Source organism: Nocardioides albus (genome assembly GCF_014648255.1).
Lineage (GTDB): Bacteria > Actinomycetota > Actinomycetes > Propionibacteriales > Nocardioidaceae > Nocardioides > Nocardioides albus.
Window position 1 is genome coordinate 188,832 of sequence record NZ_BMQT01000006.1, and the last position, 26,124, is coordinate 214,955.

The 26,124-nt window shown below is 69.5% G+C and carries 24 protein-coding genes; 8 read left to right on the forward strand and 16 right to left on the reverse strand.

Annotation, left to right across the window (positions count from 1 at the left end):
* Nucleotides 1–84: 84 nt before the first annotated feature.
* From IEY84_RS14285 to IEY84_RS14320, 8 genes are all read right to left on the reverse strand, one after another.
* Nucleotides 85–1,491 carry an amidase gene (locus IEY84_RS14285; protein WP_183546644.1) on the reverse strand — a complete coding sequence of 469 codons (1,407 nt, stop codon included), beginning with the start codon at nucleotides 1,489–1,491 and terminating at the stop codon, nucleotides 85–87.
* Between the two features lie 9 nt (nucleotides 1,492–1,500).
* Nucleotides 1,501–2,460 (reverse strand): GNAT family N-acetyltransferase, encoded by a 960-nt coding sequence (locus IEY84_RS14290; RefSeq protein ID WP_183546646.1) that lies wholly within the window; start codon nucleotides 2,458–2,460, stop codon nucleotides 1,501–1,503.
* Between the two features lie 100 nt (nucleotides 2,461–2,560).
* Nucleotides 2,561–3,100, reverse strand: coding sequence for an NADPH-dependent FMN reductase (locus tag IEY84_RS14295; RefSeq protein WP_183546648.1), 540 nt, complete (start codon nucleotides 3,098–3,100; stop codon nucleotides 2,561–2,563).
* A gap of 82 nt (nucleotides 3,101–3,182) precedes the next feature.
* On the reverse strand, nucleotides 3,183–4,775 hold the full coding sequence (gene cimA / locus IEY84_RS14300; protein ID WP_183546650.1) for a citramalate synthase: 1,593 nt from the start codon (nucleotides 4,773–4,775) through the stop codon (nucleotides 3,183–3,185).
* 153 nt (nucleotides 4,776–4,928) lie between these two features.
* Nucleotides 4,929–6,455: a serine/threonine-protein kinase gene (locus tag IEY84_RS14305; RefSeq protein WP_183546652.1), complete on the reverse strand. Its 1,527-nt coding sequence runs from the start codon at nucleotides 6,453–6,455 to the stop codon at nucleotides 4,929–4,931.
* Between the two features lie 167 nt (nucleotides 6,456–6,622).
* On the reverse strand, nucleotides 6,623–7,702 hold the full coding sequence (locus tag IEY84_RS14310) for a branched-chain amino acid aminotransferase (RefSeq protein WP_183546654.1): 1,080 nt from the start codon (nucleotides 7,700–7,702) through the stop codon (nucleotides 6,623–6,625).
* Nucleotides 7,703–7,816: 114 nt separating this feature from the next.
* Nucleotides 7,817–8,872: a 3-isopropylmalate dehydrogenase gene (locus IEY84_RS14315; protein WP_183546656.1), complete on the reverse strand. Its 1,056-nt coding sequence runs from the start codon at nucleotides 8,870–8,872 to the stop codon at nucleotides 7,817–7,819.
* Between the two features lie 9 nt (nucleotides 8,873–8,881).
* Nucleotides 8,882–9,067 (reverse strand): hypothetical protein, encoded by a 186-nt coding sequence (locus IEY84_RS14320; RefSeq protein WP_183546658.1) that lies wholly within the window; start codon nucleotides 9,065–9,067, stop codon nucleotides 8,882–8,884.
* 267 nt (nucleotides 9,068–9,334) lie between these two features.
* On the opposite strand from IEY84_RS14320, the gene IEY84_RS14325 reads away from it, so the two are divergent.
* A complete protein-coding gene (locus tag IEY84_RS14325; RefSeq protein WP_183546660.1) occupies nucleotides 9,335–9,904 on the forward strand; it encodes an O-methyltransferase in 570 nt (189 codons plus the stop codon).
* A gap of 18 nt (nucleotides 9,905–9,922) precedes the next feature.
* On the opposite strand, the gene IEY84_RS14330 is transcribed toward IEY84_RS14325, so the two are convergent.
* Complete coding sequence (locus IEY84_RS14330; protein WP_183546662.1) at nucleotides 9,923–10,618, reverse strand: DsbA family oxidoreductase; 696 nt, start codon at nucleotides 10,616–10,618, stop codon at nucleotides 9,923–9,925.
* A gap of 159 nt (nucleotides 10,619–10,777) precedes the next feature.
* Here IEY84_RS14330 and IEY84_RS14335 point away from each other — a divergent pair, with 159 nt between their 5' ends.
* Both IEY84_RS14335 and IEY84_RS14340 read left to right on the forward strand, forming a co-directional pair.
* Nucleotides 10,778–11,713, forward strand: coding sequence for an ABC transporter ATP-binding protein (locus IEY84_RS14335; RefSeq protein ID WP_183546664.1), 936 nt, complete (start codon nucleotides 10,778–10,780; stop codon nucleotides 11,711–11,713).
* Nucleotides 11,710–12,537, forward strand: coding sequence for an ABC-2 transporter permease (locus IEY84_RS14340; protein ID WP_183546666.1), 828 nt, complete (start codon nucleotides 11,710–11,712; stop codon nucleotides 12,535–12,537). Before IEY84_RS14335 ends, IEY84_RS14340 begins: the two co-directional genes overlap by 4 nt.
* Nucleotides 12,538–12,648: 111 nt before the next feature.
* Here the strand turns inward: IEY84_RS14340 and ilvC are convergent, their stop codons facing one another.
* The 4 genes from ilvC to IEY84_RS14360 form a co-directional block, all read right to left on the reverse strand.
* Nucleotides 12,649–13,674, reverse strand: a complete 1,026-nt coding sequence (gene ilvC / locus IEY84_RS14345; RefSeq protein ID WP_183546669.1) for a ketol-acid reductoisomerase — start codon at nucleotides 13,672–13,674, stop codon at nucleotides 12,649–12,651.
* A 69-nt stretch (nucleotides 13,675–13,743) separates the two neighbouring features.
* Nucleotides 13,744–14,307, reverse strand: coding sequence for an acetolactate synthase small subunit (gene ilvN, locus IEY84_RS14350; protein ID WP_183546677.1), 564 nt, complete (start codon nucleotides 14,305–14,307; stop codon nucleotides 13,744–13,746).
* Nucleotides 14,307–16,058: an acetolactate synthase large subunit gene (locus IEY84_RS14355; RefSeq protein WP_229788678.1), complete on the reverse strand. Its 1,752-nt coding sequence runs from the start codon at nucleotides 16,056–16,058 to the stop codon at nucleotides 14,307–14,309. Before IEY84_RS14355 ends, ilvN begins: the two co-directional genes overlap by 1 nt.
* Before the next feature lie 253 nt (nucleotides 16,059–16,311).
* On the reverse strand, nucleotides 16,312–18,435 hold the full coding sequence (locus IEY84_RS14360) for a prolyl oligopeptidase family serine peptidase (RefSeq protein WP_183546679.1): 2,124 nt from the start codon (nucleotides 18,433–18,435) through the stop codon (nucleotides 16,312–16,314).
* 54 nt (nucleotides 18,436–18,489) lie between these two features.
* Between IEY84_RS14360 and IEY84_RS14365 the strand changes: the two genes are divergently transcribed.
* Nucleotides 18,490–19,827, forward strand: a complete 1,338-nt coding sequence (locus tag IEY84_RS14365) for an ABC1 kinase family protein (protein ID WP_183546681.1) — start codon at nucleotides 18,490–18,492, stop codon at nucleotides 19,825–19,827.
* Nucleotides 19,828–19,849: 22 nt separating this feature from the next.
* On the opposite strand, the gene IEY84_RS14370 is transcribed toward IEY84_RS14365, so the two are convergent.
* Together IEY84_RS14370 and IEY84_RS14375 are read right to left on the reverse strand one after the other, a co-directional pair.
* The gene (locus tag IEY84_RS14370; RefSeq protein WP_183546683.1) at nucleotides 19,850–20,263 is read right to left on the reverse strand and encodes a VOC family protein; all 414 of its coding nucleotides are present in this window, start codon (nucleotides 20,261–20,263) and stop codon (nucleotides 19,850–19,852) included.
* 32 nt (nucleotides 20,264–20,295) lie between these two features.
* Nucleotides 20,296–20,622, reverse strand: a complete 327-nt coding sequence (locus tag IEY84_RS14375; RefSeq protein WP_183546685.1) for an SHOCT domain-containing protein — start codon at nucleotides 20,620–20,622, stop codon at nucleotides 20,296–20,298.
* A 156-nt stretch (nucleotides 20,623–20,778) separates the two neighbouring features.
* Between IEY84_RS14375 and IEY84_RS14380 the strand changes: the two genes are divergently transcribed.
* The 4 genes from IEY84_RS14380 to IEY84_RS14395 are packed head-to-tail and all read left to right on the forward strand — an operon-like array spanning nucleotide 20,779 to nucleotide 24,815.
* Entirely contained in the window at nucleotides 20,779–21,810 is a 1,032-nt protein-coding gene (locus tag IEY84_RS14380; RefSeq protein WP_183546687.1) for an iron-siderophore ABC transporter substrate-binding protein, read from the forward strand.
* Between the two features lie 31 nt (nucleotides 21,811–21,841).
* Nucleotides 21,842–22,900, forward strand: coding sequence for a FecCD family ABC transporter permease (locus IEY84_RS14385; RefSeq protein WP_183546689.1), 1,059 nt, complete (start codon nucleotides 21,842–21,844; stop codon nucleotides 22,898–22,900).
* A complete protein-coding gene (locus tag IEY84_RS14390) occupies nucleotides 22,897–23,973 on the forward strand; it encodes a FecCD family ABC transporter permease (protein ID WP_229788680.1) in 1,077 nt (358 codons plus the stop codon). Before IEY84_RS14385 ends, IEY84_RS14390 begins: the two co-directional genes overlap by 4 nt.
* Entirely contained in the window at nucleotides 23,970–24,815 is an 846-nt protein-coding gene (locus tag IEY84_RS14395) for an ABC transporter ATP-binding protein (RefSeq protein WP_229788681.1), read from the forward strand. Before IEY84_RS14390 ends, IEY84_RS14395 begins: the two co-directional genes overlap by 4 nt.
* On the opposite strand, the gene IEY84_RS14400 is transcribed toward IEY84_RS14395, so the two are convergent.
* Nucleotides 24,812–26,089, reverse strand: a complete 1,278-nt coding sequence (locus tag IEY84_RS14400; RefSeq protein ID WP_183546691.1) for a multidrug effflux MFS transporter — start codon at nucleotides 26,087–26,089, stop codon at nucleotides 24,812–24,814. The genes IEY84_RS14395 and IEY84_RS14400 overlap by 4 nt on opposite strands.
* Nucleotides 26,090–26,124: the final 35 nt, after the last annotated feature.

The window sequence follows — 26,124 nt, forward strand, 5'->3', positions numbered from 1 at the left end:
ACCCCCGTCGGCCGACGTACGTGACGTCTCGGCCGACCTACCTGACGCCTCGGCCGACGCGAGTGACGTCTCGGCGAAGGGGGGTCACCAGCCGGGCGGGAGGCGGTGGTCCCAGAGGGCGGCGGCCTCGATCTGGGCCGAGAGGGAGAGCAGCAGGGACTCCTCGGCGGGGCGGGCGGCGAGCATGACGCCTACCGGCAACCCACCAGGGGTCCAGTGCAGGGGCAGGGAGATGGCGGGCATGCCGGTGACGTTCCACGCCGAGGTCCAAGGGGTGAACTCCTTCTGTGCCTGGAAGTCGCGGGCGGGGTCGGCGTCGTCGCGGATCGCGCCGACCTTCGGCGGCGGCGTAGCCAGGGTCGGGGTGAGCACGGCGTCGTAGGGGGCCAGGGCCTCCAGAGCGACGGCGGCGTAGCGGCGCAGCTCGGCGATCGCCAGCCCGAACGCCGGACCGCTGACCGCTTCTCCCCGTTCGGTGAGCCAGCGGGTCAGCGGTCGGATCAGCGCCCGCTGCTCCGGCGCAAGATTGACCACCGACATCGCGGTGCCGACAGCCCAGACGGTCTCGAAGACCGCGACCGCCTCGACGGGCAACGGGCGAGGGATGTCGACGATCTCGTGACCCAGCGACTCCAGCAGTGTCGAGGCGTTCTCCCACGCGGCGACGCACTCGGCGTCGACGGCGGTCTCCGCGATCAGCGGCTCGATGAACCGGGCGATGCGCAGGCGTCCCGGCGGTCGCTCGCACGCATCCAGGAAGGGGAGCTGCTCCTCGGGCGCCCAGAACGGATCCCCCGTACGCCGCCCCGCGAGCACATCGAGAAAGGCCGCCGCGTCCCGCACGGACCGAGCGATAGGACCAGCGGTGGCGAGCCCGGCCGCGTCACCGTACATCGGCGAGGGGGAGATCCGGCCGCGGGTCGGCTTCAGGCCGACCAGCCCGCAGCAGGAGGCCGGGATCCGGATCGAACCGCCCCCGTCGGAGCCCTGCGCGACCGGCACGAGCCCGGCGGCCACCGCCGCGGCGGCACCTCCGGAGGAGCCGCCGGCGATCCGCGTACGGTCCCAGGGGGTGACGGCGGGCGGGGCCACATCCGGTTCGGTGTAGCAGGGCGAGCCGAACTCGGGGGTGTTGGTCTTCCCGAGCGAGATCATCCCGGCCGCCTCGATCGAGAGGGTCACGTTGTCGGATACCTCGGGGACGAAGTCGGAGTAGACCGCCGACCCGAAGGTCGTGCGCACCCCGCGGGTGAGGTTGAGGTCCTTGATCGCCGTCGGCACTCCCCACAGCGGCGAGGCACCGACCGGCTTGACCGCGAGCTCACGAGCGCAGGTCGAGATCCGCTCCTCGGCCACGGTGACGAAGGCGCCGACATCATCCAGCCTGGCGATCCTGTCGAGATAGTGCTCGGCGAGCTCTCCTGGGGAGACCTCGCATCGATGCAGCAGCTCTCCCTGCTCCAGGGCGGTCAGATCATGAAGTTCGGCCACCCCTGCAGGCTAACGCCGATCACGCCACTCGTCCTCGAGCATCGCGTAGTGCACCATCGTCGTCCACTCGCCCTTGAACCACTCGGCCTCACGCTCGACCGCCTCCTTGCGCATCCCGAGCCGCTCGATCACCCGCGCCGAGGCGGTGTTGCGCTCGTCGACCCTGGCGGTCACCCGGTGCAGACCGAGCCCGTCGAAGGCCAGCCCGAGCAGGGCCCTAGCAGTCTCGGTGGCGAAACCCCGGCCGTGGAACTCCGGGTTGAAGGCATAGCCGATCTCCCCCGACCGCTGCTCCTTGCTGTGCCAGAAGAGCACGATGTCGCCGATCAGCCGGCCCTCGTGCTCGACGGCGAGGCAGAGCACCTCGCCCTCGCGACGCAGGACGGAAGGACGCTTCGCCGGGATGTACGCCTTCCGCAGCTGCTCACGGTCGCGTGGCACCGCCGGGATGTAGCGGCAGACATCCTCACGCGAGAGATAGGCGTGCAGATCGTCGAGGTCGCGGTCGACATCGAGAGGACGCAGCGCCAACCGCTCGGTCTTGACCGGGTACTCCGGCGCCAGGACGGGTTCGCCGAGCTCCTGGAAGAGGCTCAGGTGCAGGCCAGCGGGACCGTCGAGGCGCGCGTTGAGCGACTCCCACGGGGTGCGGGTGGGTGGTGCCACGAGCACAGCGCCGCTCTCGACGAGCTGGTCGGCGACGCCGGCGGAGTCGTCGACCTCGAACGCCACCCGCACGTGCCCAGCGGCCGGGCGCCCGACCTCTACCTCGTCGATGTACGCGTGCTGGGCCGGGTTGGCGAGCTCGAGCGTGGCCCGGCCGGCGTCGAGGATGGTCACCTCGGCCCCGTCGGGACCGGAGAAGGCGGCCTCTTCAGGAAGACCGAGGGTGTCGCGGTAGAACGCCACCGCTTCTTCGTAGTCCTTCGCCTCGACCACCACACGGAGCTGCTTCACGAGTCCACTCATGGCGGCAACGTACGGCCTCAGGCCCCTTCGCGCACGCGATAAATGACGATGGTCAGGCCTCCCCCGGAGACCTGACCATCAACGCACTGTCTGGATGAGATCAGACGGCAGCAGGCTCGAAGCCCGCCAGCTTCTCGACCGCAGCCGCGAAGCGCGCCTGGGCCTCAGCGTCGGCGAACACGTCGATCTCGTGGCCCGGCTGGGAGACGATCGCGTCCTCGACGACGATCCCGCCGGCGATGCCGACGGACCGAGCGGCGTCGGCGTGCGCCCACTTGCCGCCGTACGGGGTCGGGGTGACGCCGACGACGGCGACGACCTTGCCCTTGATGGCACCCGCAGCGTACGGACGGGACAGCCAGTCGATCGCGTTCTTGAGGACGCCCGGGATGGTGGCGTTGTACTCCGGGGTCACGATCAGCACGCGGTCGGCCTCGGTGATGGTCTTGCGGAGCTGGGTGACGGCCTCGCCCGGGTCGGCCTCGAGGTCCTCGTTGAAGAACGGCAGCTCGCCCAGGCCCTCGACGATCTCCAGGCTGACGCCCTCAGGCGCCTCGGCGGCGAGCTTCTCGGCGAGCTTGCGGTTGGTGGACTCGGCGCGCAGGCTGCCAACGAGTACGGCGATGCTGGTGTCGGACACGGGTTCTCCTCGAATGACGCGGAAAGTTCAATGTTGAACTGCCCAACGCCTTCGCTCCGGAGATTCATTCCGCGAGGAGAGCCTAGGCGGGTGTGGTCTTGCTCACGTGGCGTCGCAGACCGAAGGTGAGCCCGTCGACCAGCGCCTCCCAGGACGCCTCGATCACATTCGATCCCACCCCGACCGTCGTCCACGAGGTCGCGCCGTCGGAGGTCTCGATCAGCACCCGCGTCCTAGCGTCGGTGCCGTGCCCTTGATCAAAGAGCCGCACCTTGAAGTCGATCAGGTCGAAGTCGGCGACCACCGGGAACGCGCGCGTGATCGCGGCCCGCAGCGCCTGGTCGAGCGCGTTGACCGGGCCGTTGCCCTCACCGGTCTCGACGTGACGTACGCCGTCCGCGTGGATCTTCACGATCGCCTCCGTGGTCGAGGCCGCCTCTGGGCCACCGCCCCGGGCCTCGGAGATGACCCGCCAGGACTCGACCTCGAAGAACGACGGTCGGGCGCCCTCGACCTCCTCGATCAGAAGCAGCTCGAAGGAGGCGTCGGCGGCCTCGAAGGTGTAGCCGCGCTGCTCGGCTTCCTTGACCCGCTCGGTCACCCGGGTCACCAGGTCGCGGTCGTCGGAGAGGTCGTAGCCCAGCTCGCGACCCTTGAGCTCGATCGAGGCCCGTCCGGCCATGTCGGAGACCAGCAGCCGCATGTCGTTGCCGACCCCGGCGGGGTCCATGTGCTGGTAGAGGTCGGGGTCGACCTTGATCGCGGAGGCGTGCAGCCCGGCCTTGTGGGTGAACGCGGACGCACCCACATAGGGCTGCCGCCCCGCGGGCGGCACGTTGGTCACCTCGGCGACGGCATGGGCGACGCGGGTGGCTTCGCCCAGCAGACCTGTCGGAAGCACCTCGCGGCCGAGCTTGAGCTGCAGGTTGGCGACCACGGAGACCAGGTCGGCGTTGCCCGTACGCTCCCCGTAGCCGTTGATGCAGCCCTGGACGTGCATTGCCCCCGCCTCGACGGCGGCCAGCGAGTTGGCGACCGCGCACCCGGTGTCGTTGTGGCAGTGGATCCCGACCGCACCCTGGGTGGTCTCGCGGACGTCGTGGACGACGTCGGAGACCCAGCCCGGGAGCATCCCGCCGTTGGTGTCGCACAGCGCGACCACCTCGGCACCAGCCTCGTAGGCCGTCCGCAGGACCTCCACCGCGTAGTCGCGGTTGGCCCGGTAGCCGTCGAAGAAGTGCTCGGCGTCGAGGAAGACCTGCTGACCCTCTTCCCGCAGGTGGGAGACGGTGTCGCGGATCATCGCGAGGTTCTCCTCGAGCGTGGTGCGCAGCGCGAGCTCGACGTGGCGGTCGTGAGACTTGGCGACGAGGGTGACGACGCTCGCACCCGAGTCGCGCAGCGCGGCCACCTGGGGGTCGTCGGCCGCTCTGACACCTGCTCTCCGCGTGGACCCGAAGGCCGCCAGCCGGGCGTGCTCGAGGTCGAGCTCGGAGACGGCCCGCTTGAAGAACTCGGTGTCCTTCGGGTTCGCACCGGGCCAGCCGCCCTCGATGAACCCGACGCCCAAGCCGTCGAGATGCCGCGCGATCGCGAGCTTGTCGGCGACGCTGAGGTTGAGGCCTTCCTGCTGCGCACCGTCGCGCAGGGTCGTGTCGTAGACGTGGAATTCCATGGCTCTTCTGTCCTCGGGCTGGGCAACAAAAAACCCTCTCGGGAACGAGAGGGTGGCGCGTCGAGCAGGGCTCGGCGCGCTAGCGAATGATGATGACGTACGTCGTCATGCCCCTGATCCTGCCACGAAATCTCCTTCGGTGGGACGAGCGTCTCACCAGCCGAGGAGCTCGACCCACCACGGCTCGTCGCCGCCGGAGAACTGCGGGCCGTCCTCGGCCACGGTCTGGATCGGGAAGAGAGCTAGGATGATGACCACGGCGAACCCGAGGATCCATGGCACCCATCGCTCCGAGACCCGCCGGACCGCCGTGGTCACCGGGTCGCGCAGCCGGTCGCGGCCGGAGCCGGTCCACAGTGCCGCCACGAACGCCAGGCCAGCGAAGCCCAGCGTCGCCGTCAGAGAGAGCTGCAGCGCAAAGCCGATCAGCACCGCGGCCACCACGAACCCGAAACCCCACGTCCCCACCACGAACGTCTTCGGGAGCGAGCGGATCAACCGCCAAGGGGCACCGATCAGGAGCCGGGGCGCGTCGTGCCACTTGCGGCCGCGATACCAACGCCACCTGCGCAGGTCACCGGCAGCCAGCGTGCCGGAGCGGATCAGCCAGGCTGCACCGAGCACGGTCAGGAAACCGACGCTCGGGAACGCCGTGATCACGCCGACCGCGAAGGCGAGCAGGCCGAGCCAGATGGTCCCGCGGCGCAGCTTCTCCAGATTGCTGTCGCGGCCACTCGGCGGGCGGTGGTCGGGCCGAGCCGAGCGGCCGACCGGAGGGAACGGCGCGGCCGGCGTGGTGGCCTTCTCGCGCTCGGTCCGATCGCTGAGCGAGAGCTGCTCGACCGGCTTGTGCACGAACGGTCGGCGCGGCGTACGCAGCCACTCGCGGACCTCGTCCAGCGTCGGGCGGTCGGCAGGGTCGGGCGAGAGCGCCTGGCCGAGCAGCCCGCGAAGCGGCTGCGGCACGCCCTCCAGGTCGTGCTCACCGCGCCGGGCGCGGTCCATCAGCTTCATCGAGTTGCCTTCGCCGAAGGGCGGGCGGCCGGTCGCTGCGTACGCCACCACGGCGGCCCACGAGTGCACGTCCGAGGCCGGAGTGGTCGGGTCGCCGACGGCGATCTCGGGTGGCAGATAGCCGGGCGTGCCGATCAGCAGCCCGGTCACGGTGATCCTCGGGTCGTCGGAGACCCGGGCGAGCCCGAAGTCGATCAGGATCGGGGTGCGCCCCTCCATGATGATGTTGGCCGGCTTGATGTCGCGGTGGAGCACGCCGACCGCGTGGCAGTCGGCGATGCCCTCGGCCAGGTCGCTGGCCAGCTGCTCGACGTCGTCGCGCGAGAGCGGACCCTCGTTGACGATCTTGTCGTGCAGCGTCTGCCCTGGGACGTAACGGGTCGCCAGCCACGGCACCTCACCCCACGGGTCGGCGGCGACCACGCCGGCGACCCATCTGCTCCGAACGCGCTGCAGCGAGGAGACCTCGCGCGCCAGCCGCTGGCGCCCCTCCTCGTCCCCGACGAACTGAGTACGCAGCACCTTCAGCGCCACCCGCTCACCGCTCACCCGGTGGCTGGCCAGATGGACCCGCCCCATGCCTCCCTGCCCCAGCAGGGAGAGCAGGTCGTAGTCACCAACGGTCTCCCGTTGGGTCGCCCGGGGAAGGCGTGGGGCTGTGGTCACAGGACAAACCTTATCCGCCCCAGCAGAGGCCTTGTCGAAGCGTCAGGTACGTCGGCCGAGACGTCGCTCCCGTCGGCCGAGATGGCAGACCGCTGCCATCTCGGCCGACGGGAGTGACGCTTCGACCTGCGTACGTGACGTCTCGGCCGACGCGGGCGACGTCTCGGCTAGACGATCTTGCGCATCCAGCCGAAGGTGTCCTCGGCGCGGCCGAACTGGATGTCGACGAGCTGCTTGCGGATGGTCTTCCAGACCTCGCCGTCACCGGCAGAGGCGATGGAGCCGCCCTGGTGGACGAGCTCGCCGACCGGGGTGACCACGGCGGCGGTGCCGCAGGCGAAGACCTCGGTGATCTCACCGGACTCGACGCCGGACTTCCACTCGTCGATGGTGAACTTGCGCTCCTCGACGGTGTAGCCGAGCTTGCCCGCGAGCTCGATGATGGAGGCTCGGGTGATGCCCTCGAGGATCGTGCCGGTCTCGGGGGTGACGATCCGGCCGTCGGCGTGGACGAAGTAGAGGTTCATGCCGCCGAGCTCCTCGACGTACTTGCCCTCCTGCGCGTCCAGGAACACCACCTGGTCACAGCCGTTGGCCGAGGCCTCGGCCTGGGCGACCAGGGAGGAGGCGTAGTTGCCACCGGTCTTGGCCGCGCCCATGCCGCCGCGGCCGGCGCGGGTGTAGTTCTCGCTGAGCCAGATCCGGACCGGCTTCACGCCGCCCTTGAAGTAGGAGCCGGCGGGCGAGGCGATGACCATGTAGGTCACGTGCTGGGCCGGGCGCACGCCGAGGAACGACTCCGAGGCGAACATGAACGGCCGCAGGTAGAGGCTCTTCTCGTCGGCCTCCGAAGCCTCGGGCACCCAGCGGTGGTCGACCTTGACCAGGTCGAAGACGGTCTGCACGAAGTCCTCGATCTCGAGAACGGGCAGAGCCAGACGCTCGCTCGAGCGGGCCATCCGGGCGGCGTTGGCCTCGGGCCGGAACGACCAGATCGAGCCGTCTGCGTGCCGGTAGGCCTTCATGCCCTCGAAGATCTCCTGGGCGTAGTGCAGCACGGCTGCCGACGGGTCCAGGCTGATCGGGGCGTACGCCTCGATGCGACCGTTGTGCCAGCCCTGTTCGGGCGTCCACTCGACGGTGAGCATGTGATCGGTGAAATGGTTGCCGAAGCCTGGGTTCGCCAGGACCTCCGCGCGCTGCTTGTCGGTGGCCGGTTGGGTCGACAATGTGGTGCTGATCTCCATGACCATGAGATTAGTCCTGTTCTGCGATGGCTGTGCTATTGGGCGGTAAGGGATGAGGACAGAGAAAGGGCCGGACGCAGGAGAATCTGCGCCCGGCCCTTCGAGGGTGAGCGTCTAGCCGGCTACTCGCTTGGCGATCGCGTCGCCGACCTCGGAGGTCGTACGAGGCGCCGAGCCGCGCTCGGACAGGTCGGCGAGCACGGCGGCGTCGATGGCAGCGGCAGCCTCGGGGTGACCGAGGTGCTCGAGCAGCAGGGCCCCGGACAGGATGGCCGCGGTGGGGTCCGCCTTCTGCTGGCCGGCGATGTCGGGGGCGGAGCCGTGGACGGGCTCGAACATCGAGGGGAACTCGCGGGAGGAGTTGATGTTGCCGGAGGCGGCCAGGCCGATGCCGCCGGTGATGGCAGCGGCGAGGTCGGTGATGATGTCGCCGAAGATGTTGTCGGTGACGATCACGTCGAAGCGGGCCGGGTCGGTGGCGAGGAAGATCATCACCGCGTCGATGTGGAGGTAGTCCACGGCGACGTCGGGGAACTCCTCGGCAACCTGCTGGGTGATCCGCCACCACAGTGAGCCGGCGTTGACGAGCACGTTGGTCTTGTGGACCAGGGTCAGCTTCTTCCGCGGGCGCGCCTGCGCGCGGGCGAAGGCGTCACGTACGACCCGCTCCACGCCGTAGGCGGTGTTGACCGAGGTCTCGGTGGCGACCTCGTGCGGGGTTCCGACTCGCATCGCGCCACCGTTGCCGACATAGAGCCCCTCGGTGCCCTCGCGCACCACGACGAAGTCGATCTCGCCCTTGTCGAGCACTGCCGGCGACAGCGGGGAGGTCGCCCCCGGGAAGAGTCGCGACGGTCGCAGGTTGACGTAGTGGGCGAGCTCGAAACGGAGCTTGAGCAGCAGCCCGCGCTCCAGGATGCCCGGAGGCAGGTTCGGGTCGTTCGGCTTGCCGCCGACCGCGCCGAGCAGGATGGCGTCCTGCTCCTTGATCTCGGCGAGAACAGACTCGGGAAGGACCTCGCCAGTGGCGAGGTAGCGCTCGGCTCCGAGGTCGTAGCGGGTCTGCTCGAACTTGACGGGTGAGGCGACCTCGAGCACCTTCAGCGCCTCGGCGGTCACCTCCGGTCCGATGCCGTCGCCGGGGATCACTGCGAGGTTGGTCGTAGACATACGGCGAGACTAGTTGTCGTCGGGCAGCTGGCCGCCGTTGTCCCGCAGGTCGAGCGCCTGCTGGACCGCGGCGATGGTGTTCTCGACGCTGTGCGGGTTGTCGGGGTCGTGGCTCGCCGGGCCCCACTCACGGCTCCACTTGTCGCCAGCATAGTCGGATCCAGCGGCGGGGCTCTCGGGATACATCGCGTACATGGCTTCTTCCTTCACACTTCGGGGAATCAGAGGGTGTGGGAGAGAAGCCGGGGTCTTGTGGAAGACGGAAGCCACCGCGACGAGGTGGCTTCTCCTGCGGTCGTTACCGCCGGGCCCCGTCGCGGCACTCGAGTACGAGAAAAATGCTCCGCATGGTGTTCTGACGTTAACCCGGAAGACGCCTCGATTGAACGGATCTGGACGATTGGTCCGCCATTCGAGACACCCGTGCGCACGATCACACCAGGCATCGGCAAGACTGGCCCTGTGAGTGCACCCCCAGAGCTTCCGGACATCGTGACCCGCGCCTTCGATGTCTCTCGCCGCGCGGGCTATGTGTCGTTCTGCCGCAACGAGACCGGACGACTCCTGGCGACCCTGGCGGCCACCCGCAGCGGCACCATGGCTGAGTTCGGCACCGGATGCGGTGTCGGCACCGCCTGGCTGCGAAGCGGCGTACGCGGCGACGCGGCCCACATCGTCTCCGCCGAGCTCGACGAGCACCTCGCCAAGGAGGCCGCCGAGATCTTCGCCGACGACGAGCAGGTCGAGGTGATCGCCGCCGACTGGGGCATCCTGCGCGACCGCGGCCCGTTCGCGCTGCTCTTCCTGGACGCCGAGACTCCCGGCGGGGTCTCCCCCGACCAGCTCGCCGATCTGGTCGAGGAGGGCGGCATCGTCGTCATCGACGATCTCATCCCGACCGACCTGTGGCCGCCGATTGTCTACGGCCGGGTCGACAGCCTGCGCGAGTTCTGGCTCACCGACGAGCGCTTCACCACCGTCGAGGTCATGGTCGCCCCCGACACCAGCGTCCTGATCGCCACCAAGCGTTAGCGGACTCCGGCTCGACGGTCAGATCGCGCAGCCGTCGGGACCGCAGGCATCGCCGTCGCCGACGATCGTCAGCGCCGGCTTGGTCTCAGCGTGCACCCGCTCCAGCAGCTGGCTGAACACCTTGGTGGGCTGTGCACCGGAGACGCCGTACTTCTCCTCGACGACATAGAACGGCACCCCGGTCGCGCCGTAGGCGCGGGCCTGGTCGATGTCTGCCTGCACGTCGGCCGCGTACTCATCGCTCGCGAGCACCTCGTCCACCCGGGCCGCGTCGAGTCCGACGTTGACCGCGGCCTGGCGCAGGACGGAGTGGTCACCCATCGACTGACCCCGAGTGAAGTACGCAGCGAGCAGCTCCTCCTTGAGGGCGGCCTGCTTGCCCTCGGCCTTGGCCAGGTGGATCAGCCGGTGGGCATCGATGGTGCGCGCGTGCGGGGTGTCCTCGTAGCTGAACTCGAGACCGGCCGCGGCAGCGGGGACGCTGACCTGCTTCATCATCTCGCGGGTCTGCTCGACAGAGGCACCGAACTTCTTCGACAGTGCCTCGACCGTGGACTCGACCGGAACCTGCGGCGCGCTCGGGTCGAGCTCGAAGGAGTGGTAGACGATCTCGACGTCGTCGCTGTGCTCGAAGCCCTCCAGGGCCTCCTCGAGGTGGCGCTTGCCGATGTAGCACCAGGGACAGACGACATCGGACCAGACATCAATACGCATGCCCTGAGAACGTTTCGTCCGGTACGAAACATTCCGCAGCCGAACAGGATTCCGATGCGCTCCCCCTGAGCCGGTCTCAGGGGAGATCAGGGGAAGGTCAGGCGCCCGCCAGGGATCTGCCCGACGCGCCCGAGGGTCGTCTGGCACCAGGCTCGAACCATGATCCAGATCGATGCCCTCTCCAAGAGGTACGGCGGGTTCACGGCCGTCGACAACGTGACCTTCACCGCCGAGCCCGGCCGGGTGACCGGCTTCCTCGGCCCCAACGGCGCCGGCAAGTCCACGACCATGCGCATCCTGGTCGGGCTCACCGATCCGACCACCGGTAGCGCGCACCTCCTCGGCCGCCACTTCTCCCAGCTGCCGAACCCCGGCCGCGAGGTCGGCGTGCTGCTGGACGCCTCCGCCCAGCACGGCGGCCGCACCGGCCGCGAGATCCTCACGCTGGCCGCCCGCACGATGGGGCTGCCGAAGTCCAGCGTCGCCGAGACCCTCGACCGGGTCAGCCTGACCGAGGAGGAGGCCGGGCGCCGCGTACGCAACTACTCCCTCGGGATGCGACAGCGGCTCGGGATCGCGACGGCCCTGATCGGGGACCCGGAGGTGCTGATCCTCGACGAGCCGGCCAACGGCCTAGACCCGGCCGGCATCCGCTGGATGCGCGACCTGCTCCGCGGCTTCGCCGACGACGGCGGCACCGTGCTCCTCTCGTCCCACCTGCTGCACGAGATCGAGGTCATCGCCGACGACATCGTGGTGATCGGCAACGGCCGGATCGTGGCGCAGGGCACCAAGCAGGAGCTGCTCGCCAGCGGCGAGGCATACGCCCGAGCCGGCGACCCCGCCGAGCTCGGCCGGGCGCTCCAGCGGGCCGGCCACAACGCCGAGCTCACCACCGAGGGCGCCGTCCGCACCGCCGCCGACCTCGCCACCGTCGGCCAGATCGCCTTCGACGCAGGGCTGGTGCTGACCGAGCTCCGCGCCGCCGACGGCTCCGGCCTGGAGGAGATGTTCCTCCAGCTGACCGCCGAGACCCAGCGCGACCACCTCGACAGCCCGGAAGGGCTGGACTCCTCGAAAGGTAAGGCAGCATGAGCACCGCGACCGTCGCACCCGAGCCCCTCGAAGGCACCATCGGATCCACCCGGCACCGCCAACGGGCGACGCCCGCGCCGATCCCGTTCACCCGCGTGCTCTCCGTCGAGCTGCGCAAGATGTTCGACACCCGCTCCGGGTTCTGGTTGCTGGTGAGCATCGGCATCCTCGCCGTGATCGCCACGGCGGCGATCATCATCTTCTCCTCCGACGACGCGCTCACCTACGGCATGTTCGCCACCGGGATCGGCATCCCGATGGCCGTCATCCTGCCGATGATCTCGGTGCTGTCGGTCTCGAGCGAGTGGAGCTCGCGAACCGCGCTCACCACCTTCACCCTCGTCCCCAGCCGCGGCAAGGTGATCGGCGCCAAGGCAGTGCTGACGGTCGCCCTCGGCATCGTCTCGATGGCCGTCGCGCTCGGGGTCGGCGCACTGGGCAACCTGATCGGCACCACCATCGCCGGGGTTGACCCGGTCTGGGACCTCACCACGGTGATCCTGGCGCAGACCGTCCTGGCCCAGGTCCTCGGCATGATGATGGGCTTCATGCTCGGTACGCTGTTCCGCAGTTCACCCGCGGCCATCGTCGGCTACTTCGTCTACTCGTTGGTCCTGCCGACGATCTCCAACGCGCTCGTCATGGTCAACGACTGGTGGCGCGACAACGGCGCCTGGGTCGACCTGAACTGGGCCTCGACCCGCCTCTTCGACGACGACATGACCCGCGAGGCCTGGGCGCAGCTCGGCACCGCCACCACCCTCTGGCTGATCATCCCCCTCCTCATCGGCCTCCGCCTGGCACTCAAGTCCGAGGTCAAGTAACCCGCCGAGTCGACGCAAGCTGACACCAATTCCCGCCGAGTCGGCGCGTTATAACGCGCCGACTCGGCGGGATCTTCGGTCAGTTCGTGCCGACTCGGCACGATGCGGGGATCAGCGGGCGGCCGAACCCTCGGTGTAGTCGTCGTCGGCCTGGCTCCACGAGAAGTGAGCGCGCAGGGCCTTGCCGGTGGCCTCGATCGGGTGACCGGCCTCCTCCTCGCGCAGCTTCTGGAACTCGGTCGCACCGTTGTCCTGGTCGGCGATGAACCGGGAGGCGAAGGAGCCGTCCTGGATCTCGGCGAGCACCTGCTGCATGGTCTCCTTGACCTGCGGGCCGATGACGCGCGGGCCGGAGACGTAGTCGCCGTACTCAGCGGTGTCGGAGATCGACCAGCGCTGCTTGGCGATGCCGCCCTCCCACATCAGGTCCACGATGAGCTTGAGCTCGTGGAGCACCTCGAAGTAGGCGATCTCGGGCTGGTAGCCGGCCTCGGTCAGCGTCTCGAACCCGGCCTGGACCAGGTGGGACACGCCGCCGCAGAGCACAGCCTGCTCGCCGAAGAGGTCGGTCTCGGTCTCCTCGGTGAAGGTCGTCTTGATGACTCCGGCGCGGGTGCCGCCGATACCCTTGGCGTACGCCTTGGCGAGGTCCCAGGCGGAGCCGGAGGCGTCCTGCTCGACGGCGATGATGTCCGGGATGCCGCGGCCGGCGACGTACTCACGCCGGACCGTGTGGCCCGGGGCCTTCGGGGCCACCAGGATCACGTCGACACCCTCGGGCGCCTTGATGTAGCCGAAGCGCACGTTGAAGCCGTGGCCGAAGACGAGGGTCTTGCCGGCGGTCACGTGCGGGGCGAGCTCGTCGTTGTAGAGACCGCGCTGGTGCTGGTCCGGGGCGAGGATGACGATCACGTCCGCCTCGGCGGCGGCGTCGGCCGGCGTCAGAACCTTGAGGCCCTCCTCCTCGGCCTTGGCGGTCGACTTCGAGCCGGGCTGCAGGCCGATGCGCACGTCCACACCGGAGTCACGCAGGTTGAGCGCGTGGGCGTGGCCCTGGCTGCCATAGCCGATGACCGCGACCTTCTTCGCCTGGATCAGCGAGAGGTCGGCGTCGTCGTCGTAGAAAATCTCAGCCACGAGGGCTTCTCCTTTTCGTCGGTGGTCGACCTTGTCGAGACCCACCTGTAGTGATTGATTTGATTTGGTTCAGACCGCGGAAGGCGGAGCGGGCACAGCCACGGATCGCAGGCTGCGCTCGGAGATCGACCGGGAGCCGCGGCCCATGCCGACCATGCCGGACTGGGAGAGCTCACGGATACCGAAGGGCTCGATGACCCGGAGGAAGTCGTTGAGCTTTCCGGTGTTGCCGGCGAGCTGGACGACGACGGTGTCGGTGGACACGTCGACGACCTTTGCCCGGAAGAGCTGGATGGTGTCGAGCACCTGGCTGCGGGTCTCCGTGGTGGCGGTGATCTTGACCAGCATGAGGGCGCGCTGGACGCGCGTCTCAGGCTCGAGCTCGACGATCTTGATCACCTCGACCAGCTTGTTGAGCTGCTTGGTGACCTGCTCGAGGGGGGTGTTCTCGAGATTGACGACGACCGTCATGCGGGAGAGCTCGTCGTGCTCGGTCGGGCCGACCGCGAGAGACTCGATGTTGAAGCCGCGGCGCGAGAAGAGCGCGGCCACGCGGGCCAGGACGCCGGGCTTGTTCTCGACCAGGACGCTCAGCGTGTGCTTGCCGCCGGTCTTCACGGGCTGGATGCTCATCACAGGTCGTCCTCGTCGAACTCGGGCGCGAGGTCGCGCGCGTACTGGATCTCGTCGTTGGAGGAGCCGGCGGCGACCATCGGCCACACCATGGCGTCCTTGTTGACCCGGAAGTCGACGACGACGGGCATGTCGTTGATCTCCATGGCCTTCTCGATGGTGGCGTCGACGTCGTCGGCGGAGTCGCAGGCCAGCCCGACGCAGCCCATCGACTCGGCCAGCTTCGGGAAGTCGGGGATGCGCTTGGGCTGGCCGTGGGACTGCAGGTTGGTGTTGGAGTAGCGCTCGCCGTAGAAGAGCGTCTGCCACTGGCGCACCATGCCGAGGTTGTCGTTGTTGATGATCGCGACCTTGATCGGGATGCCCTCGATCGCGCAGGTGGCGAGCTCCTGGTTGGTCATCTGGAAGCAGCCGTCGCCGTCGATCGACCACACCGTGGAGTCCGGGCAGCCGACCTTCGCGCCCATCGCGGCCGGGACGGAGTAACCCATCGTGCCGAGGCCGCCGGAGTTGATCCAGGTGTTGGGGTGCTCATAGCCGATGAACTGCGCGGCCCACATCTGGTGCTGGCCGACACCGGCGGTGAAGATCGTCTCCTCACCGGAGATCTTGCCGAGCCGCTCGATGACGTACTGCGGCGAGAGGCCGTCCGCGGGGAGGTCATAACCGAGCGGGTACGCCGTCTTGATCCCGGCCATGAACGCGACCCAGCCCTCGTAGTCGCCCTCCTTGCCGGCTTCCTTCTCGGCGGTGAGCACCGCGATCAGGTCGGTGAGGACCTCACGCACGTCACCCACGATCGGGACGTCGGCGTAGCGGTTCTTGCCGATCTCGGCCGGGTCGATGTCGGCGTGGATCACCTTGGCGTTGGGGGCGAAGGAGTCCAAGTTGCCGGTGACACGGTCGTCGAAGCGGGCGCCGAGGCTGATGATCAGGTCCGACTTCTGCAGACCGGCGACCGCGGGGACGGTGCCGTGCATGCCCGGCATGCCGAGGTGCTGCGGGTGGGAGTCGGGGAAGGCTCCGCGCGCCATCAGCGTGGTCACCACCGGGATCCCGGTGAGCGTGGCCAGCTGCAGGAGCTCGCGGTGGGCGCCGGAGCGGATCGTGCCGCCACCGACGTACAGGACCGGCTTCTTGGCCTCCAGCATCAGGCGCGCCGCCTCGCGGATCTGCTTGGCGTGCGGCCTGGTCACCGGGCGGTAGCCCGGCAGGTGGAGCTCGGTCGGCCACCGGTAGGTGGTGGTGGCCTGCAACGCCGACTTGGTGACGTCGACGAGGACCGGACCCGGCCTCCCGGAGGAGGCGAGGTGGAAGGCCTCAGCGACCCGCAGCGGGATCTCCGCCGGGTCGGTGATGAGGAAGCTGTGCTTGGTGACCGGCATCGTGATGCCGCGGATGTCGGCCTCCTGGAAGGCGTCGGTGCCGATCATCGCCGCGCCGACCTGGCCGGTGATGGCCACCATCGGCACGGAGTCCATGTTGGCGTCGGCGAGCGGGGTGACCAGGTTGGTCGCGCCCGGGCCGCTGGTGGCCATGCAGACCCCGACCTTGCCGGTCGCGGCGGCGTAACCCTGCGCGGCGTGGCCGGCGCCCTGCTCGTGGCGTACGAGGATGTGGCGGATCTTCGAGTCCATCAGCGGGTCGTACGCCGGAAGGATCGCTCCTCCCGGAATGCCGAAGATGTTCTCGGCTCCCGCTGCTTCCAGCGATTTGATCAGGCTCTGTGCGCCTGTCATCTGCTCGCTCATGTCCGCCGTCCTACTCAACTGTTCGTGGGCTGTGCCAGATTGATTGGCTTGCGTTGCTGGTGCAACAAAAAACCCTCCGGCCCGGCGGGCAACGGAGGGAGACGCGTCGTCTGGGGCCAGTGGCTCCTAGGCGACGCGCCTGCTAAGTACGAGAATGCTGTTCAGCATGCTCACACGTTAACCCCAGGTGTCGCGCCGTGTCATCACACCCTATCGGTCGTCCCATGATCTGAGATCACCGTCCCAGTATCTGTCAGTCGATCAGTCCGAGGCGCTCGCGCAGGAAGGTCCAGGCGAAGGCGGAGAGGTGGGCCGACTGGGCGTTGTTGGCCGCGCCGCCGTGGCCGCCCTCGATGTTCTCGTAGTAGGTGACGTCCTTGCCGGTCGCGGCCAGGAGCGCGGCCATCTTGCGGGCGTGGCCAGGGTGGACGCGGTCGTCCTTGGTGGAGGTGGTGAGCAGGACGGGCGGATAGGTCCTGGCGCCGTCGAGCAGGTGGTAGGGCGAGAAGGTCTTGATGAACTCCCACTCCTCCGGCACGTCCGGGTCGCCGTACTCGGCCATCCAGCTCGCTCCGGCGAGGAGATGCGAGTAGCGCTTCATGTCCAGCAGCGGCACCTGGATCACGACCGCGCCGAACAGCTCGGGGTAGAGGGTGAGCATGTTGCCGGTCAGCAGCCCGCCGTTGGAGCCGCCCTGGATCCCGAGGTGCTGGGCGTCGGTCACGCCGGTCTCGGCGAGGTGGCGGGCGACCGCGGCGAAGTCCTCGTACGCCTTGTGCCGGTTCTCCTTCAGCGCCGCCTGGTGCCAGGCGGGGCCGTACTCCCCTCCCCCGCGGATGTTGGCGACGACGTAGACGCCGCCCTCGCTGAGCCAGGACCGTCCGACGCCGGCGGAGTAGCCGGGCGTCATCGGGATCTCGAAGCCGCCGTAGCCGTAGAGCAGGGTCGGTGCCGGTCGACCGTTGCCGGCGAGGGCGGCCTCGGCACCGACGATGAAGTAGGGGATCCGGGTGCTGTCCACTGAGGTCGCGAAGCGCTGCTCGGCGCGGAGCCCGTCGGTGTCGAACCAGGCGGGCGCCGACTTGAGCGGCTCGATCGTCTCCGCGCCGATCTCGGTCAGTCCGTACGTCGCGGGGGTCAGGTAGCCGCTGGTGACGACCCAGACCTCGTCGGACTCGACCGCGTCGACGGCACGAGTGCCGACCGCGGCCACCGGGTCGGTCGCGGGGAACGCTGAGCGGGCCCACTCGCCGGAGGGCGACGGGGTGAGTACATGGAGCCGGTTCTTGACGTCCTCGAACACGTTGAGGACGAGGTGGTTGCGGGTCCAGGTCGCCCCGGCGAGCGAGGTCTTCGCGGTGGGCTCGAAGAGCACGGTGAGGTCGCGCTCACCGGCCAGGAACCGCTCCGCGTCGGTCGCGAGCAGCGAGCCGGCGGCGTACGTCGTTCCGGCGACGGTCCACTCCTCGCGGAGCTCGATGACGAGCCACTCGCGGTGGAAGCCGGCCTCGGCCGAGTCGGGGATGTCCAGCTTGGTGAGGGTCTGCTCGGGGGTGCCGGGGTCGGTCGCGACGTACGTCTCGGACTTGTAGAACGCGATCGAGCGGCTGACCAGGTCGCGCTCGAAGCCGGGGGTGTGGATGTGGCGGGCGGAGATGTACATGTCCTCGTCGGTGCCCTCGTAGACCACCGCCGCGTCCTCGAACGGGGTGCCACGGCGCCACAGCTTCACGATCCGCGGGTAACCGCTCGGCGTGAGCGATCCCGGGCCGAAGTCGGTGAAGACGTAGACCGCGTCGGGGCCGCACCAGGAAAGCGCCCCCTTGGCGCCGCCCTGCTCGACGGCACGGGTGAAGCCACCGTCGGCCGGGCTCACAAAAGCCTTGGTGACCAGGTCGAACTCCCGGGTCACGTCGGCGTCCGAGCCGCCCGGGGAGAGGTCGATGAGCACCTTGCGCCACGGCTCGCCCGGCTCGGGCCGGAGCATCGAGGCGCCGTGCCAGACCCAGCTCTCGTCCTCCTCGGCGGCGAGCGCGTCGAGATCGAGCAGGAGCTCCCAGTCGGGGTCCTCGGTGCGGTAGGACTCCGGGGTGGTGCGCCGCCAGATGCCGCGCTCGTGGTCGGCGTCGCGCCAGAAGTTGTAGAGGTGCTCACCGAGCCGGGAGACCTCGGGCACCTGGTCGTCGGAGTCGAGCACCTCGAGGATCTGTGCCTCGATCTTGGCGAAGACGGGATCGGAGCCGACGCTCGCGTGAGCCTCCTCGTTGCGGGCTCGGACCCATGCCAGAGCCTCGCCCCCGTCGACCTCCTCCAACCAACCGAACGGGTCCTCCCCTGAGGGGTCGAGCGGGGTCACGATCGTCGGCTCAGAGGTCATGCAGGAAGGCTACTTCGCAGGGCGCAAGTTGCGGCCGACAGGCACAATTGCGGCATGGATGAGGCGGAGGGGTCGTCGAAGGGTCTGCCGCGGCGAGCGGCGACACGGACGGCAAAGCTGGCCGCGCTGCCGATGGGGTACGCCGGGCGCAAGGCGCTCGGGCTCGGGAAGCGGATCGGGGGCAAGCCGGCCGAGGCGGTGCTGGCCGATGTGCACCAGCGTACGGCCGACCAGCTGTTCCGCACCTTGGGCGAGCTCAAGGGCGGCGCGATGAAGTTCGGGCAGATGCTCTCGGTGATGGAGGCGGCCCTGCCCGAGTCGCAGGCGGCGCACTACCGAGACCAGCTCACCCGGCTCCAGGACTCCGCTCCGCCGATGCCGACCGGCATCGTACGCGGTCTGCTGGCCCGGGACCTCGGCAAGGACTGGTCCGAGCGCCTGGTCGAGCTCTCCGAGGAGCCGGCCGCCTCGGCCTCGATCGGACAGGTCCACCGGGGCCGATGGTTCGACGGCCGCGAGGTGGCGGTGAAGGTGCAGTACCCCGGCTCCGAGGAGGCCCTGCGCGCCGACCTGCGCCAGATCGGCCGGCTGGGAGCGATAGGCAACGCGGTCGTGCCCGGCATGGACGTCAAGGCTCTCGTCGCCGAGATGCAGGAGCGGGTCATCGAGGAGCTCGACTACCCCAAGGAGGCCGAGGCCCAGCACGTCTTCGCCGAGGCGTACGCCGACCATCCCCTGATCGACGTCCCCGATGTCGTCGAGGTGGGTCCGTCGGTGCTGGTCACCGAGTGGGTGGAGTCGCAGGGCTCGATCGCGAAGGTGATCGCCGAGGGCACCCCCGAGGAGCGCGACCACTACGGCGAGCTGCTCGCCCGGTTCTGGTTCTCCGCGCCCGAGCTGACCGGCATGCTGCACGCCGACCCTCATCCGGGGAACTTCCGGATCCTCCCCGACGGCCGGCTGGCGGTGCTCGACTTCGGGCTCGCGGCCCGACTCCCGGAGCGCGGCTTTCCCGAGCCGATGGGCCGGCTGATCCGGATCGCCTCGACCGGCGACGCGGAGGCGCTGGTCGCCGGCCTGCGCGACGTCGGTTTCATCCGCGACGGGATCAAGGTCGAGCCTCAGCACGTCCTGGACTACCTGGCGCCGTGGGTGACCCCGGCGCTCGAGGGGCGCTTCCGATTCACCCGGGAGTGGATGCGGGAGGAGTTCAAGCGGATCAACGACCCCAAGGACCCCGCCTACACGGTCGGCCTCAAGCTCAACCTGCCGCCGTCCTACCTGCTCATCCACCGGGTCTGGCTCGGCGGTCTCGGGGTGCTGGCGCAGCTCAACGCCGAGGCACCGTTCCGGGAGATCCTCGAGGAGCACCTGCCCGGGTTCGCGGGCTGATCGGCGGATCGAGGCCGAGGGCTCAGTCGGGCAGCACGGTCTGCCCTACCGGACCGGGGTTGTAGGCGATCTCCCAGCGGACGCCGTCGGGGTCGGCGAAGTAGCCGGTGTAACCGCCCCACTCCCGGGCCTGAGCGGGCGACGCCTCACGTCCGAGCGACCGCGCGAGCTCCAGCACGCCGTCGACCTCCTCGCGGGTGGCGACGTTGTGGGCGAGGGTGAACGGCGCGACGCCGTCGGCGACGGCGATCCGGCCGACCTCCTCCTCGAACTCGTCCCGGTCCCACAGCGAGAGGATCACGTGCTCGCCGACACGGATCATGAGCACCCCGTCGGCCTCCAGCTCGGGGGTCCAGCCGAGGCCGTCGACGTAGAACACACGGCTCGCCGCGACGTCGGCGACGGCCAGGGTGATGAAGCTGATGCGCTGGTCCATGACAGCCACCCTGCCACGGACCAGCGACGGGTTCAGGCGTTCTTCGTCCCGCCCGGCTTGGCCGGATTCTCACGGAGTACGTCGCGACGGGCTCGGTACTCGTCATCGTCGATCTCCCCCGCGGCGTACCTCTCGGCGAGCTTCGCCTCGCCCGCGCGCCGCGGTCCCTCGGCCACCCGCTTGCGGCTGAAGAGGACGACCGCGGTGATGATCGCCGCGATCACCAGGAACCACAGGATGGGGAAGATCGGCCAGAAGGCCGGCGGTCCTCCCCCGTCGTGCCACGGGCCGCTCTCGCGCCACGGCCCCCAGCTGTCGCCGGCCACGGCGAGGGTCGCCACCGTCTCGTTGATGCTCATCGCTCATCCAATCTGTTGGGCTTTCCTATGCCCTCCAGACTGCTGCGTACGTGCAGCCGGCACATCGGCTCAAAAGCGGGAACGGGGTACGCAATCCCGCGTAGGTTAAGACATCCAGTAAGGTACGCCTAACCTAACTACAGAAAGCGGGACGAGATGTTCATCGCACGGAAGGCGGCAGTGCCCGTCGCACTGATCGCAGTCGCGGCAGGCTTGGCGGCATGTGGCTCCGACGCCGATGGTTCCTCGAAGAGCGCCGCGGGCGAGGGCTGGAAGCCCGTCACTGTGCAGCACGCCTTCGGTGAGACGGTCATCGAGAAGAAGCCCGAGCGGGTGGCCACCATCGACTTCGCGAACCAGGAGGTCCCGCTCGCGCTCGGCATCGTGCCCGTAGGCATGTCGAAGATGACCTGGGGCGACGACGACGGCGATGGCGTCCAGCAGTGGACCGAGGACAAGCTGAAGGAGCTCGACGCGGAGACGCCCGTGCTGTTCGACGAGACCGACGGCTACGACTTCGAGGCCGTCGCGGGCACGGATCCCGACGTCATCCTCGCCGGCTACTCGGGCCTGACCAAGGACGACTACAAGACCCTCAGCGAGATCGCTCCGGTGGTCGCCTACCCGGATGACCCGTGGGCGACCGAGTGGCGGGACTCCGTCCTCCAGAACGCCAAGGGCCTCGGCCTGGAGTCCGAGGGCAAGAAGCTGGTCGCTGACCTGGAGAAGAACATCGCCGACGCGGCGGCGACGCGCCCCGAGCTCGAGGGCACGACGGGCATGTTCATGACCCATGTCGACCCGGCCGACCTGAGCGAGATCAACTTCTACAGCGCCGCTGACACGCGGTCGAAGTACCTCGCCGACCTCGGCATGGAGGTCGCGCCGAGCATCATCAAGGCCACCGGCGACAGCGGCGACTACTCCGGCTCGATCAGCACCGAGCGGGCCGACGAGCTCGCTGACGTCGACGTCATCATCACCTATGGCGGCCAGGAGCTCATCGACGCTCTCGAGGGGGACCCCGTGCTCTCCCAGCTGCCGGCCGTGAAGAACAAGGCGATCGTCACCCTCGACGGCGCCGAGGCGATGGGCACCGCGGCCAACCCGACCGCTCTGTCGGTGCCGGCCCTGGCGGAGAACTATGTCGGCCTGCTGGCCGACGCAGCCGCGTACGCCACCAAGTGACCGTCGCACGACGACGGATCGACCCAACGAGATGACGACGTCTCTGACCAGCCGTCCAGGATCCGCGCCCGCCGACCCCGCAGCCCAGCTGCGCGGCACCCGGCGGACGCGGAGCCTGGCGCTGCTCGTGCTCGCGGCCGCCGTTCTGGCGGCCGCGGCCACCTCCATCGTCCTGGGCTCGCGCGATGCGTCCTGGACCGACATCTGGGCCGGCGTCTCCGGCCAGGCGGAGGGATTCGCCCAGGCCGCGGTCGCCAAGCGGGTGCCGCGAACGGTGCTGGCTGCCGTCGCGGGGGCCGCGCTGGCGGTGTCGGGTCTGGTGCTGCAGGGCATCACCCGCAACCCGCTGGCCGACCCCGGCATCCTGGGGGTCAACACGGGCGCCTCGCTGGCCGTGGTCAGCGGCATCGCCTGGTTCGGCCTGGCCTCCCCTACCAGCTACATCTGGGTCGCCATCCTCGGGGCGGCCCTCGCATCGGCGTTCGTGTGGACCGTCGGGTCGCTGGGCCGCGGGGGTGCCACTCCGCTCAAGCTCACCCTCGCCGGCGCCGCGACCGCTGCCGCGCTGTCGTCCTTCGTCACCGCGGTCGTCCTGCCCAGACCCGACATCTCGGAGAACGTCGTGTCCTGGCAGGTCGGTGGCGTCGGTGGAGCCACCGACGACAAGCTGTGGCTGATGGCGCCGTTCCTCCTCGCCGGCGCTCTGCTGTGCGTCTGGTGCGCCCGTGGACTCAACATGCTGGGGCTCGGTGACGACCTCGCCTCCGGGCTCGGCGAGCACGTGAACCGAACCAGGCTGCTGGCAGCCGCCGGCGCCGTCACGCTCGCCGGGGCCACCACCGCTATCACCGGACCGATCGCGTTCGTCGGGCTGGTCGTGCCACACCTCGGTCGCCTCCTGATCGGGACCGACCACCGCTGGCTGCTGCCCTTCAGCGTGATGGGTGGCGCGGTGCTGCTGCTGGTCGCGGACGTCCTCGGACGCGTCGTCGCACCACCGACCGAGGTGGACGTCGGGATCATCACCGCCCTGATCGGAGCACCGGTCCTCATCGCCGTCGTGCGCCAAGCCAAGGTGCGTGAGCTGTGACTCTCTCTTCTTCGTACGCCATCGACGCCGAGGGCGCTGCCGACGCGGACCTGCGCAAGGTCGTCTCGGCCCGCCGCAACCGCGACCGCAGACGCCGCCAGCTGATCGCCGTCCTGTCCGCGCTCGTGGCGTCCGCCTACCTCGGCAGCCTGATGCTCGGGTCCACCACCTACGGGATCGCCGAGGTGGCCGGTGTCGTCCTCGGCGACGGCGACGGCGGTGCCGAGTTCATCGTCGGACGGCTGCGGCTGCCCCGCGCCTCCCTCGCGCTGGTGGTGGGGATCGCCTTCGGCCTGGCGGGCGTCACCTTCCAGACCCTGCTGCGCAACCCGCTCGCCAGCCCCGACGTCATCGGCGTGACCGAAGGCGCGAGCGCCGCTGCGGCCGTCGCCATCGTGAGCTTCTCTCTCGGCGGCCTCCTGGTCTCGTGGGTCGCGGTCGCGGCGGGGGTGGGCGTCGCGCTCACCATCTACCTGCTCGCTTACCGGCGCGGCACCGCGGCCGGTACGCGGTTGATCCTCATCGGCATCGGCGTGGCCGCGATGATGCAGAGCGTCATCGCCTGGCAGCTCGAGCGCGCGACCAACTTCCAGCTCGCCGAGGCGCTGCGCTGGCTCACCGGCAGCCTGAACGGAGCGCTGTGGCGCGACGTCCTCGTGGTCCTCACGGCGGTCGTCGTGCTGGGCAGCGCCGTGCTTCTTCAGACGCGTGCCCTCGCTGCCGCACAGCTCGGTGACGACGCGGCCTCCGCGCTCGGCGTACGCATCGAGCGTACGCGGCTGTTGACGATCGTCGCCGCGGTCGGACTCGTGTGCATCGCGACGGCAGCGTCCGGACCGATCGCGTTCCTCGCGCTCCTGTCCGGGCCCATCGCGGCCCGGGTGGTCGGCTCCCGGGGCTCTCTTCTAGTTCCGGCCGCTCTGGTCGGCGCGCTGCTCACGTTGCTCGCCGACTTCGCCGGTCAGTACGCCTTCGGCACCCGGATGCCGGTCGGCGTCGTCACGGGCATCCTCGGCGCTCCTTATCTCCTCTATCTCATCGTCCGCGTCAACAGAGTCGGAGGCACCCTGTGACCATCAACCAGCCCGCTGCCCAGCCCAACGGCGGGCCACGCCTGGAGATCGAGAAGCTGACTCTCGGCTACGGCGATCGGGAGGTCGTGCACGATCTCGATCTCATCATCGCTCCGGGCGAGGTCACCGCCATCGTCGGCCCGAACGCGTGCGGCAAGTCGACGCTGCTTCGCTCGATGACACGGCTGCTGCCGCCCCGGACCGGCCGCGTGTTGCTGGACGGCAAGGAGGTCCACGCGACGCCGGCCAAGCAGCTCGCCCGCCGGATGGGCCTGCTGCCGCAGTCGCCGATCGCGCCGGAGGGGATCACCGTCGGTGAGCTGGTGGGCCGCGGACGCCACCCGCACCAGCGAGTGATGTCCCGCTGGTCGGAGGCGGACGACCGCGCGGTGACGGCTGCACTCCGCGCCACGGACACCATCGAGCTGATCGGTCGCACCGTCGACGAGCTCTCCGGTGGTCAGCGGCAACGGGTCTGGATCGCGATGGCGCTCGCACAGGAGACCGAGGTGCTGCTCCTCGACGAGCCCACCACCTTCCTCGACATCAGCCACCAGGTCGAGGTGCTCGACCTGCTGACCGATCTCAACCGCAGTGCCGGCACCACGATCGTGATGGTGCTGCACGATCTCAACCTCGCCGCGCGCTACGCCGACCACCTCATCGCCCTGCACGACGGCCGCCTGCATTCCGCGGGCCGACCCCAGGAGGTCCTGGTCCCCGAGCTCGTTCAGGACGTCTTCGGGATGCGCAGCACGGTCATCCAGGACCCGATCTCGGACAAGCCGCTCATGCTGCCGATCGGTCGCCACCACGTCGTGGCCCTGGACGCGCCGAGCTAGACGGGCTCGAGCACGTCGTCGCGGTCTCGCAACCGCTCGGCGGTTGCCGCGGGCCCCCGCCCGGCGACCGCGTACGCCACGCAGGCGACGACCGCGGCGGTGACCATCACGATCGCAGCAGGCACGGCGGTCCCTTCGCCTCCGAGGCTGACCAGCGGCGAGACCAGTGCGGCGAGACCGAACTGGAGGGCGCCGAGGATGGCCGAGGCGCTGCCCGCGGCCCGCGGCACGGACTCGAGGGCGAGCGCAGTGGCATTGCCGAAGACCAGGCCGAGGGGCGCGACCGCTACGAACACCGCGACGGCGAGCAGGCCTACCGGGAGGCCGGTGAGCGCGATGACCAGGAACAGCACGGTGCCGGCGAGCGAGATGGCGAGCCCGAGCCCCACCATGCGGCGTACGTCGACACGGCCGGCCAGGTTGGCCGAGGCCCCGCTGACGACCATCAGGGCGAGGGCGTTGAGGCCGAAGAGCAGTCCGTAGGCCATCTCGTCGAGGCCCATCATCTCCTGGTAGAGGAACGGCGAGGACGAGATGTAGGCCATCATCACCGCGAACCCGAACGCGAAGGCCAGCGTGTAGCCGAGGTAGGTGCGCGAGCCGAGCTCCGCGACCACGGATCCCTGCGTCGTCCGGGCGGCACGGAGCTCGGCCCTCCTCGCCGGCGGGAGCGACTCGCGTACGACTGCGATGACCGCGACGAGCATCAGCACCGCGATCCCGAGCACGACCGCGAGCACGCCGCGCCAGCCGAGCGGCCCCGCGATGAAGCCGCCCGCCAGCGGCGCGACGACAGGGGCGACGCCGCCGACGACCATCATCAGGCTCATCGCGCGCGCCGCGGCCGGCCCGTCGGCTCGGTCGGAGACGATCGCGCGACCGAGCACCATCCCGGCAGCCCCGGACAGGCCCTGCAGCAACCGGGCCACGACGAGCAGCTCGACGGTCGGGGCGAAGACGGTGGCGACGCTGGCGAGCACGAACACCGTGGCCCCGACGAGGAGAGGTACGCGGCGCCCGATCCGGTCCGAGATCGGACCGAACCCGAGCTGACCCACCGCGATGCCGACGAGGAAGGCCGTGAGGGTCAGCTGGATGCTGGTCGCGTCGGTGCCGAGGTCGGTGACCATCGCCGGGAACGCGGGCAGGTAGAGGTCGGTCGCGAACGGCGCGACTGCGGACAGGAGTGCGAGGACGAGCAGCAGCGCAGGGCCGATCGCGGACGCGGGCGGCCCTGCGGGCCCGGCGGGCTCGGTGGTGGAGGAGGAGGACATGCGATCGATATTAGTTATGTTTTCATAATTATGAA

Bases quoted from the DNA above. Each gene is read 5' to 3' on its own strand.
- IEY84_RS14290 (WP_183546646.1), bottom strand. From the start codon at position 2,460: ATGAGTGGACTCGTGAAGCAGCTCCGTGTGGTGGTCGAGGCGAAGGAC.
- cimA (WP_183546650.1), bottom strand. From the start codon at position 4,775: ATGGAATTCCACGTCTACGACACGACCCTGCGCGACGGTGCGCAGCAG.
- IEY84_RS14310 (WP_183546654.1), bottom strand. From the start codon at position 7,702: ATGGAGATCAGCACCACATTGTCGACCCAACCGGCCACCGACAAGCAG.
- IEY84_RS14315 (WP_183546656.1), bottom strand. From the start codon at position 8,872: ATGTCTACGACCAACCTCGCAGTGATCCCCGGCGACGGCATCGGACCG.
- IEY84_RS14320 (WP_183546658.1), bottom strand. From the start codon at position 9,067: ATGTACGCGATGTATCCCGAGAGCCCCGCCGCTGGATCCGACTATGCT.
- IEY84_RS14330 (WP_183546662.1), bottom strand. From the start codon at position 10,618: ATGCGTATTGATGTCTGGTCCGATGTCGTCTGTCCCTGGTGCTACATC.
- IEY84_RS14335 (WP_183546664.1), top strand. From the start codon at position 10,778: ATGATCCAGATCGATGCCCTCTCCAAGAGGTACGGCGGGTTCACGGCC.
- IEY84_RS14340 (WP_183546666.1), top strand. From the start codon at position 11,710: ATGAGCACCGCGACCGTCGCACCCGAGCCCCTCGAAGGCACCATCGGA.
- ilvN (WP_183546677.1), bottom strand. From the start codon at position 14,307: ATGAGCATCCAGCCCGTGAAGACCGGCGGCAAGCACACGCTGAGCGTC.
- IEY84_RS14355 (WP_229788678.1), bottom strand. From the start codon at position 16,058: ATGAGCGAGCAGATGACAGGCGCACAGAGCCTGATCAAATCGCTGGAA.
- IEY84_RS14360 (WP_183546679.1), bottom strand. From the start codon at position 18,435: ATGACCTCTGAGCCGACGATCGTGACCCCGCTCGACCCCTCAGGGGAG.
- IEY84_RS14365 (WP_183546681.1), top strand. From the start codon at position 18,490: ATGGATGAGGCGGAGGGGTCGTCGAAGGGTCTGCCGCGGCGAGCGGCG.
- IEY84_RS14370 (WP_183546683.1), bottom strand. From the start codon at position 20,263: ATGGACCAGCGCATCAGCTTCATCACCCTGGCCGTCGCCGACGTCGCG.
- IEY84_RS14375 (WP_183546685.1), bottom strand. From the start codon at position 20,622: ATGAGCATCAACGAGACGGTGGCGACCCTCGCCGTGGCCGGCGACAGC.
- IEY84_RS14380 (WP_183546687.1), top strand. From the start codon at position 20,779: ATGTTCATCGCACGGAAGGCGGCAGTGCCCGTCGCACTGATCGCAGTC.
- IEY84_RS14385 (WP_183546689.1), top strand. From the start codon at position 21,842: ATGACGACGTCTCTGACCAGCCGTCCAGGATCCGCGCCCGCCGACCCC.
- IEY84_RS14400 (WP_183546691.1), bottom strand. From the start codon at position 26,089: ATGTCCTCCTCCTCCACCACCGAGCCCGCCGGGCCCGCAGGGCCGCCC.